This window comes from Arthrobacter sp. AOP36-A1-22 (assembly GCF_052377615.1).
Classification (GTDB): domain Bacteria; phylum Actinomycetota; class Actinomycetes; order Actinomycetales; family Micrococcaceae; genus Arthrobacter_H.
In genome coordinates this window covers 1-16,749 of the sequence record NZ_JBQSWX010000007.1, presented here as the reverse complement: position 1 = coordinate 16,749, position 16,749 = coordinate 1, and the positions used below count along the sequence as shown (strand labels likewise).

Below are 16,749 nucleotides of genomic sequence, written 5' to 3'. Positions count from 1 at the left end.
GCCAACGAAAGGATGACCAGATGGGCTTGTTCGATAGGAACAGGCAACGCGCGAAGGCGACTGATTCCACGCCTGCGGATGTTGCCGCGCTAGATACCACCCGTCTCGAGCTCCACATGGACGCGACTGGGGCGACATGGACGACAAATCAGGAAAACTTGGATGCCTTGGACGCCGGTGGCGGTGCCGCCACGATCGCAGACCAGTTCATCGTCTTGTCCATGCTCGAAGAAGCTGGAAGCGCACTCAAGCTACCTGGCATCGGGTTTTCGGTTTCAACTGAGGACATCGCCCGGCTCGGTGACGACGTCGCCACGATTCTTGCTCTTCCGTCAACGTATTCGGGAAAATTCAGTGTTGAGCGACGGAGCAACACCACCTCAGCATCCTTTGAGTTCTCGGTTCGGGCCTTGCGGGGAGAGCATCCGGAGCCATACACCCGAGCTGGTGCCTTCCTCCAGACCGGCGGCAGTTGGTACAGGCTCACGAGCCCGGTGATGCATGCTCTCGCGGCCATTGATTCCCACCAAGCTATGGCGACGGAGGACCGGGGCGAGATCGCCAACGTTCGGCTGATCGCTCAATTACAGAGGGCGCAGCTTGAAGCCAAGGAATTCCGCCCCAATGACCTGGACGAAGACGTCGACTCTTCCTCGTCGGTAGGGACCGCCTTTCCACTTGACCTTGGCTACTTCCAACGTTTTCAGACGAGCACCCCGGAAAAGGTAGGACTGACCGTCGAGGAAATGGGCGATGGATCCCTGGCATTGTCACCGAATCTTGGGACGGGGCACGGTCCCGGTGAGCTGCGGGAACGACGACACCAGCTCGCCCTGGATCGCGATGAGAATGTCCTCAGGATCGACAACGACCTTATTCTCTTGGAAAAGGAACAGATGGATGGCGTTCGGGAGATCTATCGCCATCCCCACATCCCGGCAGAACGTGTCGGTGATTTCTATGAGGCCCCCGGTAGCTTTATCGATGCTGAAAAAGTTGATATGGAAGGTGTTTTCAGTGTTCGGGTCAAGGGGATCGGCGTGTTGGCGCCGGTGTCCTTCAACGAGGCGGCGGAGTCCGGTATCCAATGGATCGATGAAGCCGATGAGGTCCTGGAACCAGAAATACTGGCCGAAATCGCAGAAACAGAAGACGCACTCACGGAAGTCGAGGAATCAGTTCAACGTGCTCGTTCCGGTCGCGCATCCATCGCCACGTGTGGCGAACATCTGGTCGACATCAGTGATAGTCAGCGGGTCGACGCATCTCTGTTTCGTGCACGTCAAAAATTCCTTGAGCCGGTGTCTCCGCTGCCCGGAAAAGCCGACGACGCAGTCCAGGTGGGATTCATCATCAGAGAAGCCCATTCGCTCAGTGCCCGGCTGCGAACGGCTGCCCTGGAAGCAGACTTGCACTTTCCCATCGAATATTCCGGTCTCCGCCGCGAACCGTTCCCGCACCAACGTGAAGGCATCGAGTGGATGGTCCGGCTCATGTCCGCGGCTCTCGCTGGCCGGCGCGATCAAGGGGCACGGATCCAGGGGGCCATCCTTGCCGACGACATGGGCCTAGGTAAAACGTTCATGATCCTGGTGGCTCTCAGGGAAATGAAGAAGCTCGAACAACGCGGCGGTCATGAACCACGACCCATGCTGGCGGTCTTGCCACTTTCGCTCATCGACAACTGGAAAGATGAAATATCGGAGACCTTTACCCGTTCTCCCTTCAACGACGTGGTTGTCCTTCAAGCCAGCGAGGATCTAAATCGGTTCAAATACCGTGGGGCGCAGCGAGAGAGCGCAGCAAGTGCTTCGCTACTCGACGCCGCGGGAATGCTGGCCGAAGATGACCTCACGCTTTCCCTCGCCGTTGGTCCTCAGGCAGGAGAGGACCGCCTCGACCAACCCGGCCGATTGGTCATCACCACCTACGAGACACTCGCGTCCTATCAACTCTCTCTCGGGCAGGTCGAATGGGGCGCAGTCATCTTCGACGAAGCGCAAAAGACCAAGAACCCGGAGACTTTGGCAGCGCGAGCAGCCAAGGGACTCAAGGCCTGGTTCAAACTCATCTGCACCGGCACCCCCGTGGAGAATCGGCTCAAGGACCTCTGGTCGCTGATGGACACGGCACAGCCAGCCCTCTTGGGCACCTGGCCGGAGTTCAATCGCGAGTGGGTACGCTCGGTCGAGAACTCCAGTACTGAAGTGCAGCTGGCCAAGGGACGGGCACTAGCCGAGCACGTCCGCCCGTTCATGCTCAGGCGCATCAAGGAAGAGCACCTGAAAAATCTGCCTCCGAAGACGATCCATAGTGGACTGCCCGGCGTCGGCCTCGACTATATGCCGGAGCTCCATCGTCATATGCCGGAGGAACAAGCGCATAAATACCTTCAGGCGCTCAGCAGCCATTCTGCCCGCTCGGGAAAAAAGGGGGCGGCCCTGAAGACACTTCAAGGGCTGAAGACGGTCAGCCTCCATCCTGTGGATCGCCATGCGAGTCCCGCTGCCCGAGAGGTGTCTCCCGAAGCCGCCGCCCGTGTGGAGGCGACCTTGGAAATTCTCGACCAGGTGCGTGAGGGCGGCGAGAAAGCCATCGTCTTCCTCATCGACAAAATGCTTCAACGGCTCATGGCCCGGTGGCTCCAAGACCGCTATGGCGTGCGGGTCCACATCATCAATGGCGATACCCAAGCTTTGGCCGGTGACCGGTCCCCCTCACGCAAACAACTCATCGCGGACTTTCAGCGGCGGGAAGGATTCGGCGTCATCATCATATCACCGGTTGCTGCCGGAACGGGCCTGACCGTGACCGCCGCAAACCATGCCATCCATTTGGAACGTCATTGGAATCCTGCCAAGGAAGCACAGGCTACTGATCGGATCTATCGCATTGGGCAACAACGGCCGGTACATGTCTACCTGCCGTTGGCTATCCATCCCGATGATTCAATTCGTTCCTTTGACCTGAACCTCAACCAACTGTTGCAGCAGAAGTTGGATCTCAAGGATGCCGTCGTGGTTCCTGAGGCCGTGTCCGAGAAGGAAATGCTTTCCGCTTTGGGGTTGGAGTAGTTCCGTACAGGAAATACCTGAACCGATGATCCTCGGTTATCCATCGCTGGAATCTGCTTGCTTCATCATGGCCATGGCCGACTCGGCCAGCGCATCGAAGCTGGCCAAGAGCTCGCGGGGCGGCCGCCCGATATCGATGGGATATTCGGTGATGACTATCGTCGCCCCGATGACCTTGCGACTACGCGGTAACCCGGGGCCCGCATAGAGCAGCCATGCGGGGATACAGCCCAAAACAGTTGAGTACGCCAACATTTGATAGTAGTCGGCGTTTGCATAACTGCCCCCGGTGGTGGCCGCCTTGTACTTGGCATCGAAAATCAGCGCAGGCCGGTCCTCGATGTGGTGAAGGATGTCGGGACGCATCACGATCCGTGGAGCTCCGTCAGTCCTTGGGCCGTCAAGGTGGCAGGAATATTGGGCGGTGGTGCGACCTGGATACCGGTGCAGGGCCTCAGTCAAAGCCGTGGTCGTGAAGTCCTCGAAAACCCGTGCCATGTCCACGGCAAAAGACGCCACGGAGAATCTGCCCGGTGCGGTCTCAGCCACCATGTTGCGCAGGATAATTTCCGCAATACGCAGCGCTGGAAGGTACTTCTGGTTCATGCGGCCCGGTGTCCACGATGGTGAATGCCGGGTATTAGTGAGCACCGCGACGTCGGCAAGACGATGATCGAGGTGCATCAATCTCCGACGGATATCGGCAGGTAGTCGAGGGACAGCCAACATGCGCCGGGCCGCTGCGCGCAGAATCCGGTTCTCCACGATGTCGATGGTGAAGTCGTCGTGGGTCACTTCAATGGGAAAGGACTGTCCAGGGCGCTGAGTCAGCTGGTCGGACATGCGGATGCGGCCCCGCACGGTGCGCAGCGTTTCCTCAAGGGTTACGTACCCCTGCAGGACACCTCGTTGGGTGGCCCGCTCGGCCAAGCGTGCCAGGGTCTCACCGAAGACCGACCACAAATCCGCTGTCTCGGTTGCGTCCACATTCTCGGGGCGGAACCCAGGATCATGGGCGTAGCCGAGGAGGAAAAGCAGTTGGGCGATCGGGACTTTGTCCTTCGGCCTGACTTCAACCAATAGGTCGTCGATCTGCACGGCACCGACGAGCCCAGAGGGTACCAATTCCCAATATCGCGAAGTTCCGGCAATCTGCCCCGGAACAGGTCCGACTGCCGGCTTTGCGGTGACCAGGCCAGTGGCGTCTAGCGTTGCACGCACGTTGTCGTCCAGTTGTAGAACCGGACCGGTAGTTCCCAATTCGTCGAGGACAACACGCTGAAGCCCGGAAACCTCAGGACTACTCCTCGTCGTCAACGTTCACGTCCAGGTCTTCTAGACTGCGACCGATCGACGTCAACAGGGCATCCAGGCCAAAGGCAGCATGGACGTCGTCTCGTGAGAGTTCACCAAAGTGGTATTCCTCCAACAGCGGAAGCAACTCGTATTTCCATACTCGCCGCAACCCGGCGGCATCTGCAGCATCATCCCTCATGAAGTAGGAAGGGCCGATGGCCAGATCACGTTTGGCCGCACCCAGTTTTTCATTCAGGCTATCCAGCAGCTCAGCGGTGAGCGGGGAACGCTGCTGCGCGATCAGGTACCGGCCCAGCACGTCCCTGATCATCCCGTCCTGGGGATGAAGTTCCACGAACGCGAAACGACGCCGAATAGCCGCATCGACCATGGCGATGGAGCGGTCTGCCGTATTCATCGTTCCGATGATGTAGAGATTCGGCGGAAGGATGAAGCTCTCGGTCGGGCTGTATTGAAGCCGGATACTATCCGTCCGGTATTCGAGCAGAAAATACAGTTCGCCAAAGATTTTGGCGAGGTTGCCGCGGTTCATCTCGTCGATGATGAGGAAGAACGGCTTATCCTCGTTTCCTGGCTCGCCGGCCACACGGGCCAGTCGGCGCAGCGGCCCGTCCTGCAGCTCAAATCCCACCTGCCCATTGGCTGAGGCGGGGCGGTAGCCCTCGAAGAAATCCTCGTAGGAGTACGAAGGATGGAACTGCACGATTTGAACATCGGCGGTACGTTCCCTGCCGGTCAAGTGGCGTGCCAATTCCTTGGCAATATAGGTCTTGCCAGTACCCGGGGGACCATAGAGCACGATCTGGCGCCTGGACTGTAGAAGGTCAACCAGTTCCTGCAAGTCGTCCCGGTCCACGTGGAGCCTGGAACTCAAATCCTCCGTCGCTGCGTCGAGTTGCAGTGCCTCCTGCGACCTGGACACCGAAGGTTTGGCTACTACGGGTTCATCGCCAGCCGGCTGATCCTTGTCGAACCACGAGGCGATATCTCGCGACGCGGCGCTGGCGTCGGTGACGGCATGGCTTTCTTGGAGACCGGCGTCGAGTTGCGCGGGAAGGTTTTCGTTGACTATCAAGGTCACATTCCAACTCACCGTCCGGAGGAACTTCGCGCCTTCGAGGGTGCCGACATCAGGATCCCCTGTGACTTGCCCGACCAGCAGCACCTCCTCCCATGGAACCACCACGTAGTCGCCCAAGGACATCTGGGTGATAAAGCGGTGGATGGAGCCCGCGGCATCGCGCATCGACGTGGCGGATTCTCCGTCCATCGAACCGCGCAGGGCGGCGTGAATCTCTTCGAAGGAAGCACCGACGGATTCAGCGTCCAAGCCGAGGGAAGGCAGGCTCACTACTTCTTGATCTTGCCAGAATTCGGCTAAGGCACGGCCATTTTGCGTTTGCGGCACAATCCAAGCGCGGTTGGTTGCCGCCTCGCCCCCGGCCCACTGGGTGATATATGGATCCGCATACCATTCAGAGTATCGGCCTGATTCGCGAGTATGGACGACCAGGATTTCGTGCAGGTCCTTGGCCAGCTCGATTTCTCCGTTACCCCTGACACGTTCAAGGACGGAGGAAAATGCATCTCTGATCTTGCGCCGATGCCCCTGGACGACGACGGGAAGGAGATAGTTGGGCCACACGAGATAGTTGATGGTGTGTCGGATCTCCGGCTGGTCTTCAGGGACTGCCAGCGTGAAAGCCATCCATTCCCACGGAGTGGACAGCGCCAGTTCCAAATCGATCCGAGAGGCCCGGGAAACATGCTCCGCAAAGCGTCCGAGCCAGCCGATGTGCACAGCGGCGCGGAGGTTGAAAGCCGCTCCCCCATTGAATGACCCCCGACATTGCAGGCCTTCACGGAAGCTGACAGGGAGCTCACGGGGTCCGTCTGGTGACTGGCGGAGCAGGCCCTCGACCCGCTCGATCTTTGTGGCCGGCCGCAGGTTGGAGAGCGCCACGCATTGTAGAAAGGTCAATTCGGCGGCCAGAAGGTGCACGGCCTGATCGCCGCTGGCAACTTGGGCACGGAGCCTCTCGCTAAAGGTACCGGTTACGGGGTCGTGGGTATTGCGAAGCTCTGCAAATTGCTGCGCCGCCTCCGTACTCCAGACGGTGCTGTGTCCACCCAAAGGAGACGGTTGCCCGTGAAGGGCCGGTTCCAGGATGAGCCACGCGGCATCTTCCGTTTCCTGCGACTTACCGGCCCGACGCTGATAGTGCTCAGTGATTGGAGCAACCTTGTCACCTCGCCATGTGCGCAAACCGGCGGCAACGTCCCCGGGCCACGTTGGGGTCGGGTCTTCCTTCATGAGCCGCCAGATCAGTGACTGCGCGTCCAAGCGGTCACGCAGCGGAAGACCCTGACTACTGGCCTCCTCGAGGAGACGATCGAGGACATTCAGAAATTGCTGGAACCGCTTCGTGGAGTATTTCGGCCCCAGAGGAACCTCGCCAACGAGTTTGAGGAAGCCATCGGCAAGTCGGACCTGGTAGGGAGCATACTGTTCGGGGGTTCTGGCGAATAGTAGCAATGCCCCCAGCCCGACGGTACCGCCAGCGGACAGCTTCGTCGGATTTAGTGCCCTGAGATCGTCGACAAATTGATCCAGCGAAGCTGGCGATGCCTCGTCGGCCCAGATCTGCAGAAAGATCTCTTCAAGCTGGTGCGGATGATCCTTGGCTACTTGGGCGAGGCCCATGGTCGTGTATTGGTTCACCAGACCGGCACGCCCCAAGCACTTGCGCAGCGTTTCAAACCAAACCGGGTCGTGAGCAAGGAGCTGGTTCCTCGCGATGTGTGCCTGCTCAGCGAAAGCCAATTTATAGTCGCGTTCGTCGGAGTCCAGGTCAGTATGCTCCAGTGAGACCCGGGCGAATTCCATCACCGGTGTCCAAAGATTCTCCTGTTCACTCATGTTTTGCCCCCCAAGAGTCGGCTGGGTTCCCCGGCCCATGTGATGACCAGTTCATCGCGGGCACGCGATGCGGCGACATAAAGTAATGAGCGTTCCCGCATGACGGCGTCTTCCTGCTCCGCTTCCGGCAGCTTTCCGAAATCCCACGTGGCCGGCAGCTCGCCGTCGCCCACCCCCATCACAATGACGTTCTGGAACTCCATGCCCTTCGCGGAGTGCATCGTCATCAACAGCGGTTGGTCTGGTTGGGGGCGTTTGGTCCGGGCCGTAACGACTTGTGTTTGAATATCGCGCTCCAGGAGCCCGGTGTGTATGGACTTCAACGCTTTTTCGCTGCGTGCCAAGATGCCGATGGCATTGCCCTCCACCTTCTTTTCCTGCCACCGCTGCAGGTGTTCGACCGCCGCGTCCAGCTCACTGTGCAGATCGGTCGCGCCGACCCGTAGCGGCTCCGGTCCGGTGCGCACCGAATGATACTCGGCGGTGTTTTCCTCCCCGCCTTCCAGGTCGAGGTAGTCTTGGCCGGACAGGATGGAAATGGCGTAGGCGAGGTTCTCAGCGGTCGTACGGTAGTTCAGCCGCAGCCGGCGGGCCCTGCCACGGATCTTGATGCCGAACTGGTTCAGGGAGATCTTCTGGCCGTAGATCCGCTGGTGCGAGTCCTCGGCAATGAAAAGGTCATCGGGGCCTTCGGGTGCCAAGGCACGCAATAGCTGCCAGTGACCGGCATGGAGATCCTGGGCCTCATCCACCAGTACGGAATCTGCAGGAAGGGGTTGGCCGCCGGCGGCACGGTGTTCGAGGATTGCTGCCGCAACCACCGTCTGCTCCGGATAGGTGAGCTGATCGTCCAACTCGTTCTCACGGCGGAATGCCTCGACGATCTTCCACAGACCCATGCGGGCCTTGCGGTTCAACGCCGTCCCCCGGCCCGGGCGAGGTACCTTCACATAATCGGCCAACGACGTGATCCGGCCGGCCAGCACCACTGCCAGATACTCCTGGGCCAGGAAGGCGGGCTCGATCAAATGGTTGGCCAACCCATGCTCCACCGAGGCGGCCGCCTGCTTCCAGCTGTACGCTTCCCGACCGGAAAGCTTCGTCATCGCGTTACGGCCGCTGCCGAAAACCGTCTGATGGGCGGAGTCCTTCTCGACGACGGAAGCCTCGGCAAGAATCCGGTAGGCGATCTGGTCGATCCCTAAGATCGCTATGCCGGGCTCTCCCAAGGGCACGATCTCGAGCTCGGGGACCAGCTTGCCCATATTCGTCGACAGTGACTCCGCCAGGGTGCGGGTGAACGTAGTCAGTAGGATCCGCTGCTCGGGGTCCTTCTGCGCCAAATGGCGGGCACGGTGCAGCAGTACGACCGTCTTACCGGTACCGGCACCGCCGGAGAGGCGGTAGGCGCCGTTAGTTTCCTTGGTGACGTATTGACGTTGTTCGGGGTGGAGGAAGATCCGCCATTGGTCGATGTCCGTACTTTCGACGGCATCGCGAAGTTCCTGTGGGTTTTCCCCCACGTAGGCAAAGCCCAGCGGGGCGGTCTTCAGCCCACGGACTACGGCGACGTCCTCGCCGTCTGCGGCTACGTCCATGGGTTCCGCCGACAGACCCAGCTCACGGCGAACGGTGGACAGGTCATCACCCTGGGCGAGCCCCAACAGGACCAGGCCCTGCACTTCCGGGCAGGAATTCACCACTGCATTGAACTCGGAAGCGGTGCCGGCGGCCAACGCCGCTTCCGCGTTCTCACCATCGATGCCGGCCTGCATGGACAGCGATGCTGCAGTCCACCCATGAGACAGAGGGTTGCTCCACGGAGGTTGGCTGGGTAGCGGCACCGTCGGCGCGTCGTTCACAGGGGACCCGGCCTCGGAATCCTGACTGGTGGAACGGTCGTGGGGACGACGAGGTTGCGGTGCACCGCGGTTGATGATCTCTGGCACCCCGAGCGCGCTGTTGAAGGTCATGATGCTGGATTCAGCGATGGCATTGGCCTTGTCGTGTGGCCAGGTCCCGATGTAAACGTAGTGGGTCTCCCCCGGCACCTCCATGCGGAACAGGACCGCGCGCCACATGTCATTGACCCTGCCGGTGCGGGCCCGGCGATCGCGGGCCCCCTTCATGGGTTCAATATGCAGTCCGGGAGCGGTGTCGTTGTCCTGGAGCTTCCGCAGGAAATCGAAGACCTGCTTCTTGATCGAGCCGTCCAGCTTGTCCTTGGTGGACACCATCGTCACGAAGGCCATGGCTAGGATCCTTTCCCTGCGGGGTTCTTGGAGTTCGTCGCTTCGGAGGGAGCCGCGCTCAGCAGGTCCGCAATGCGTTCGGCAGCCTCGTCATTCGTGCCACCAATCACGTGCCAGCCCGCGGCTGTCAGTTCGTCGACTCCCTCGGTATCGGCGAGAACGGCGATGCGTTCGGAGTCCCAGGACAAGATGGTGGGCCATCCGCTAATTTCCTCCCCCACCATGGGCGTTGGGGTGATGTCGAGCCGAGCCAGAGTATTGAAGAAGCCGAGTTCATCGTCGTCGAGTGCTTGTTCCACAACTGCCGCCCAGCCGACATTGATCCGGCCCGTCGACTGGTCACCCGCACCCAGTGGGCTCGAACCAACGGAGGCGCTGGGGACTCCTTTGGTTTGACCGACAGAGGGCAACTGCAAAAGAGTCGCGAATTCAGTCGCGCTGCATGTCGTGAGGATGCTGGCCCCGTGGGTTTTGAAACCCAATAGATTCGAAACCAGTAGCCAATGTCTCCAGGCGTCGGCATGTGCTTCATCGTAGAGAGCCGGTTCGTGATCGTCGAGGCAGAGAATCGCCCGGGTTCCCTCGGGATGGTCGGGCCGGCCAGAGAGAATGATGGAGACAAAATCACTTTCTCGTGTCCACCAGAACGTCCCGGAATCCTGGGGTCCACCCAGAAGCGCGAAGGTATCGTCTGGGTCCATGACGTTCAGGAGCTGGCCCGAGAGGTCCTCTGCTGCCTCTAGCAGCCGGGGTTTGGTCTCCAGCATGAACAGCGGGACCGTATCAGCAAACCGGTTCCAGGCCTCCACCTGGGGGTCATTGATCCATTCCCACAGCAGGGCCATGGAGCCGACCGAGATGGCGCGCAGCAGGGCTGGGGAAAGTGAGTGTTTCTTCATCATGGCGTCGACGAATTTTGGTTCAAACCACGGCGGCAAGGCGTGGCCGGCTCCCCCGGCAGTGAAATCGTCGAGATCCCGTGAGGTGATGGCCCAGGGCATGATGCCGTGCTCGCGCAGGCGGTGGCGTTTGACCGCGTCATCGGCGGTGCGGTTATGGGCAGGGCTGGCGTGGAACTGGCGACCATCGGTGTAGATGGCGATTCCCTCGCCTCCGCCCTGGTGCCGGAGCACGAAGTCCGGCCGAGTACCGTGCATGTCTACTTGTTCCTCGAGGAACCAGTAGAAGTTCTGCGACGGCAGCTGGAACTGCAAGGTGCGTCGTCCCTGTACATCCTTTTGCTGGACCTTGGCACCGAGGGTCTGGAGATGTTCGATCAGAACGTGCCGGAAGCGGACTTCCAGATGTGATTCCCCGTTCCCGTGCTGCTCTGGCTTCTCCTTAGTGACCGTCCAATCTGAGAAGACTGGTTCGAAGGATTCATCGGTGGGTGCCTGGGTGTGTTGCGTCCCGGCCAGTAGTGTTCCCAAAAGTCGTTCGGCGGCAGAGCGCGATACCTGGTCCTCGGTACCATAGTCGGCGTGCGGCAGCAGGCAGTGATGGCAGGCCAGCCGGCCGGTCTTCTGGCACTCGCAATCCCGTACTTTCTCCCAGGCAGCACGGAATAGAGCATGCACGTTTTCGGGTTGGGTGAACTCGGCTAGGTAGCCGGTGCCTCCGGGCACGGTGTCGTGCAGCAGCAGCGCGGTTGCAGGACTCTCGACACCGGCGGCTGTGGGATCGGTATCCGGCACGGCGATGACGCCCAGGTGGCCGGGTGTGCCGCCGAGGGATTCCTGCAGGCCCAAGAGCAACGCGGCCTTCAGGGTGGGTAGCGCGAAATCATCGCTGACTGTCAGGTCGATCGGCACGTGCAGCAGGATGGCCTGGGTCTTCAGTTCATAGGCCAGGGCGACGGTCTGGACGTGCTCTTCCTTGCTCTTGCGGTGTTTGCACCAGAATCGATGTTCATCGGGGGAATTCTGTTTGGCTGACCTGTCCTGCTGGCCGCAGACGTCACAGAGGTGGAACAACGGAGCAGCAATCTCATGCCCGGCTATCGATGTCGTCGCTCCGTGCCGTCCCCGCTCCCCCAGGTTGAGCCAGCGGATGTCCACGTTGGAGAAGTATTCGATGCCGAATTCGAAGTCTTCCACGAACCAGCGGTCGGTCACGTTGTGTTGGTTGATGTCTGCTGCCGGCACGATATGGAAGCTGGTCCGGCGACGATCATCCTGGCGGTCGCCGATGACGGATTCGTCGCGGCGGATCTCCGCGGAGACCTTGCGTAGGACGGCGACGTTGAGGACCTGCCCGGTGTCGTTGATGTCGGCGGCATGGCAGCGCAGGCACGTGGGTGCCAGTGCCGTAAAATCCTTATTGACCCAACCGCAGGCGGGGCACACCTGCCATTTCTCAAGATCGCGTTGTTGGGCTCCCAAGTCCACGGCGTCGACTTTGATTTCCAGACCACCGGCATAGAACGTGGATCCCGGGGCGAACTCGCGCAACGCCGCTGCGGCTCCGCGTTCATAGCTGCGGACTTCCGCTTCGAACTCCTGGGTTTCCTCGTTGCGCCAGGACAGGCCTACGTCCAGTTGAACGGTATCGCCGATCAAGGTGTAGTTGGGGAAGAGTCCGTAGGCTTCCATGAGGGAAATCCAATAGGTTCCCAACAGCTGCTCATCACGCTGCTTCCTCATGCGCTTGAGCGTTCCGATGGCGGCACTCACCGCATGACGGGCCTCACGGACGGTGCTGCTGTCCTCGTCATTGAGCCTGGCCGCTTCCTCCGCATCCGTCTTCAGCTCGGGGATCACCATCTGGTCCAATTCCGTGATTCGACGGCTGATCTCCTCGAGGTCCTCATTCCACTGCCTGGACGCCTGGGCCAGCTTCACCGCCAGTGGCGCGGTGTTGTCGCCGTCCCCCAGCACCCAATGTCGCAGCCGCTGGCATCCCGCTGTGCTGATCAGTTCGCCGCCTGCCGCATCCGTGAACTGCTGCAGGAAAGCCTGCAGGTGTTCCTCCCCACGGATCTCGGTCTCGCCGACGAGGGCCCCCAAGAAGGTGTCGGTGCCCAGGCTGCCCAACGCATCGCGTGCCATGTCCGGATGAGGCGCGGCCTTGTCCTGGGCCAGACGGTCGGCCAGATAGGCCAGAAACTGGCGGGCCAGGATTTCTTCTGCGTCCAAGTATGTAGCCGGCGGGCGAACCTCCCCGCCAATGACCGAGAGTGGGTCGTTGAGCTTGGGCAGGTGTTGGCCGCGTCCCCGGACAAAGGCCATGGCCAGTGAATTGCCGGTCAGGCGTCCTGCCCGGCCCACCCGCTGGACATAACTAGCGACGGAGTTCGGCATGGATGAGAGCATCACGGTGGACAGGTCACCGATATCAATGCCCATTTCCAAGGTAGGAGTTGCCACCAGGACGTTGGGGGCATCCGGTTTTCCGGCCCCGGATTTGAAGTCGGTCTCGACCTGGACACGCGTCTTGTCGTCGAGCAGTGAGGAATGCTCATGGGCGACCACGCGCTTACCATTCGTAGAGGCATAGAGATCGCGGTAGAAATTCGACTTCTTGACCGGGGAGGGTGCCAGACTGCCTGGGCAGCGGACCATCAGGCAGGGAGCTCCATCGAGTTGGCGGACCACGGTGTCGGTTCCAAAGGTGAGCCCCTCGCAGACCGAACATTTGAGGGTATGTTTCCCGGCTTCGAGGGCGTTGGTGTCGGGAATGGAGAGCAGGAGCCTGTCCGGGCTGAGAGAGTAGATGTCGGCACCCGTTTCACTGCGGGTGACATCGAGCAGGTTTTCGCCGACCATCTCGTCGAAGAGGGCCTTGGCCAGGTAACCGGCGTCCTCATGGGCCACGTCCAGGCAGCGGACGGTCCAGCGGGAATACCAGGTACTGCGCCCGAGCACGGCGTCGAAGTTGGTTTCGCCGGCGGAGCCGCCGATCTTGGGGAAGACGGGGGCTGGACGGCCGGAGGGGAATGCTGGCATCCCTTCACCGCGGGCACGGCCGCCCCAGATGTTCCACCGGTGGCCGTCCCGGCGAATGTACCTATTCAACCAAGGATGGGCGATGCCTCCCTGCAGTCGAATGCGGACCAGGATTCCGCGCAGCCAGGCCATGAGTTGGGCGTCGGTGATTTCGCTGCGTTCAAACATGGGTACCTGGACGCGGCTTTCCAGCACACGCCGGGCCAACGCGATCATCTGCACGTCATTGCCAGCCTGGGTCTCCACCGCCACCGAACCAGTCAGCTCCAAGGTTCGACCCAATCGTGACTGCAGGCCGAATTCCAGGGCTGCGTCGAAGGACAGCCGTTTGCGGACCAGATCGCGGGCCCGACGACGTTTGGCGGCATCCGCAGCAGCTGCCGCCTTCGGGTCCCAGAACACCCGGAACTCATCGCGATCGGTGAGCTCCGGCGGGACCAGCTCGTAGCGGCGTGAGGCATCGGCTGCCCCATCCCCCACCCGCATGGTTGCTTCAATGAGTTCCGTGAGACTGGTGATTTCCCCGGCGGGCAGCGCATTATGCAATACGGTGCGGAGCGAAAAGGTCCGCGAGCGTGCCTGGACGAACCCGGCACGGTGTGCAGCATCCTGGACGGAGTCGGTGAAGACCAGTGCCTTCTTTTCGTCGTCGTTGAGTTCCTCGGCACCGAAGAGGTTGGAAATGGCCACCGATAGCAAGGTGGCGATGGCACTGCCGATGAAGCGAATGGCATCGGGGGCGTGGCAGGCGGGGCAGACGTCCTTGGCGCTCAGGTCGCCTGCTTCGAGCCCCGGGTGGGTGAGCACCGGGATGATCAGGCCCTTTTCGAAGTCCGCTTCGTCCTCGTCGGGAATGTCACCGGCCAGGGTGTGGTTCGCCGTATGAAGGTAGCGCAGTCCTTCGACCTCGGGCTCATCAACGCCAGCTTGGCGTTGCAGGAATGCGGCCTCGGCTTCGTTGGCGCCCGAGAGCAGGGCACGGAAGTCCGTGCTGTTCTGCATGGATGCTTGACGGACCTGATCGGGATCCATGATGAGTTCGGTGCCCGTCGGAGCCATGAGTCCTCCCCAGCCGTTCCGCCCGCAGTGACGGCAGAAGATGGCCGGGAGGTGGACCCGGTGGTGGTCCAGGTCGGCTTCATCGGTGCCGTCGTCACTCCACCGGAAGTCGTGTGTCAGGTCCAGTGCGGCGTCGATGCGGGAGAGCTCACGCACCCAGAGATGGGTTTCGACGGTGAGGGCTACGCGCCCGGCAATCGCCCGCACATGGGAGTACAGGGACAGCACGTGGCCCAGGAAAGTCTCGGCATCCTCACCCGTGATGCCTTCGGGCAGCACACGTTGCGGGAAAACTACGTCCGCGAGGTCGACGAGTGCGACGGCGTTGCTGGCCGTCTCGATGAGTTTCTTGCTGAGCGGGTGCAGGCGCAGCGCCGCCAACAGGGAATCGATATTCTTCGGAGTGCGCTGACCAGCAGACCAGCAGACCGGTGGACGTCCATTCTCATCAAAGAGAGCGTCGACGACCCGCTCCAGGGTGGCTTCCGTGGATGCCGTGCTTTCGATCGCGTCGTTGGTGACCTTGATCGTCAGGGCGATGTCCTCGAGACCCCGGGGCGCGAAGAGGGATGTTCCCCCCACTGCAGGCTCGGTAGCCGCCGAGGTTCCCCAGGCGCACCACTCATCGGCACTGAGGCGCGATTCGGTCACCACTGAATCAGTATCGAATCGCTCACCGAAGACCGTGTGGGCGAACTTAAGCATCGGATGCGCGTCATCGTCCGTTTCCCCATGTTCTGGACTGACAGACGTGGTTCCGAGGGTGGCGGAGGTGGCGACCGGGGTCATCCGGCCCAGGGGTCTAGCCCTGTCGGTTTCCGCGGGGCCATGGGAAACGGTGGATAGATCCGCGGGCCAATGGGACTTAAGTGTGAGACCAAGTCGGCGCAGGAGCATCGCAACGTCGGTTCCCTGGGCACCGTCGTAGGTGTGGAACTCATCGAGCACGATGTACTGCAAACTGGTTGCCGACTGCTGCCAGATAGGCGCGTCATCATGACGCAGGAGGAGCATGTCCAGCATCTTGTAGTTGGTCAGCAGGATATCCGGCGGATTATCGCGGAAAGTGTGTCGATCGTTGATGAGCCCTCGGGGCGAGATCACGGTGCGTCGTGACCCGTCCTTCTGTCCGGTGTAGATGCCAGCCCGAATGCCAGCCAGGTCGGGATGCTGCAGCATCTCGGTCAAACGTTGGGCCTGGTCATTGGCGAGGGCGTTCATCGGGTACAAGATCAGTGCCTTGACGCCTCGGATGCCGGCCTTTTGCGCACGGAGGACGTGGTCGATGATCGGGTACAGGAAGGCTTCGGTTTTGCCCGAGCCGGTTCCGGTGGTGACTAGGGTCGGTTGTGGCCGTCGAAACAGTTCCCCATTGGTTCCCTTGCTGCTCAGCCGTCTGAAAGCAGCGGCCTGGTGCCCATAAGGCGTGAAATCCGAGGTGTAGGAGTCGAGAACGTCCGTGGCATCGCCTTCTGCAGCGGCAAACGGCAGCCGCAGGCGCACGTAGGGTCCCTTGAACATCCCGTTCTGGGGATCTTCAAGAAAGCGGCTAATGGCCGCTTGAGCGCCCCCCTCGCTCAAGGCGAAGGTCGTCGACAAATAGTCCGTTAGGCCAGCAACGAGTCGACGAGCCTGCTTGGTCGGCAGCAGTTCGGAAGGAGTCTGGCCCTGGCTACTTTCGATGGTCAATGGGTGGCCGCTTCCCTTTCGGAAGCAGCTGACGGCAGCTCCTCGATGTCATTCGCGCTGGACGTTTCGGAGCGAAGCAGCGGTTCAAACTTGGCGTAGGCGGCTCGCATGTCTTCTTCCCGGTCGAAGCTTCGGAACGGGAACTCGAAGGTGTACTCCACTTCGCTCTGTGGATGCGTCCACTGCAAGTCTGCAGCGGTCATGCCAGTCTCACCGAGCTTGCGGTATTGCCTGTTCATGTCGCTTGGAACTTTCCGGCCGTTGGAGTCGTAAAGATCGTTCTGCTCATATCCACGAAGCACTGGGAACTGAGTTCGATATATGGTGCATAACTCATCGGTCGTTAGTCCTAAACTGAGCGCTGCCAATGCATCCAGCTCGACTTGAAGCATCCGACGCTCTTCAGCTTTACGAGCAGGCTTTTCCGGTGACCATTCGCCTAGTTCCGAATCGTTCCAAAGCTTCGCATACGCATTCGTCAAACAACAAAGTTT

The 16,749-nt window shown here is 60.8% G+C and carries 6 protein-coding genes; 1 reads left to right on the top strand and 5 read right to left on the bottom strand.

The genetic code is table 11. The annotated features are described in order from the left end of the window. Window positions 1-20 precede the first annotated feature (20 nt). Window positions 21-3,074, top strand: coding sequence for a DEAD/DEAH box helicase (locus tag ACT3S2_RS05995; RefSeq protein ID WP_444561378.1), 3,054 nt, complete (start codon window positions 21-23; stop codon window positions 3,072-3,074). Between the two features lie 36 nt (window positions 3,075-3,110). Here the strand turns inward: ACT3S2_RS05995 and ACT3S2_RS05990 are convergent, their stop codons facing one another. The 5 genes from ACT3S2_RS05990 to ACT3S2_RS05970 all read right to left on the bottom strand — a co-directional run. Continuing rightward, window positions 3,111-4,334 carry an McrC family protein gene (locus tag ACT3S2_RS05990; RefSeq protein ID WP_444561446.1) on the bottom strand — a complete coding sequence of 408 codons (1,224 nt, stop codon included), beginning with the start codon at window positions 4,332-4,334 and terminating at the stop codon, window positions 3,111-3,113. 40 nt (window positions 4,335-4,374) lie between these two features. Further along, a complete protein-coding gene (locus tag ACT3S2_RS05985) occupies window positions 4,375-7,311 on the bottom strand; it encodes an McrB family protein (RefSeq protein WP_444561377.1) in 2,937 nt (978 codons plus the stop codon). After that, entirely contained in the window at window positions 7,308-9,563 is a 2,256-nt protein-coding gene (locus ACT3S2_RS05980) for a 3'-5' exonuclease (protein ID WP_444561376.1), read from the bottom strand. Before ACT3S2_RS05980 ends, ACT3S2_RS05985 begins: the two co-directional genes overlap by 4 nt. Before the next feature lie 2 nt (window positions 9,564-9,565). Beyond that, on the bottom strand, window positions 9,566-16,255 hold the full coding sequence (locus ACT3S2_RS05975) for a DEAD/DEAH box helicase (RefSeq protein ID WP_444561375.1): 6,690 nt from the start codon (window positions 16,253-16,255) through the stop codon (window positions 9,566-9,568). Then, window positions 16,252-16,749 (bottom strand): hypothetical protein (locus tag ACT3S2_RS05970; protein WP_444561374.1); only part of this gene is annotated, 498 nt, incomplete at its 5' end. The genes ACT3S2_RS05970 and ACT3S2_RS05975, both read right to left, overlap by 4 nt.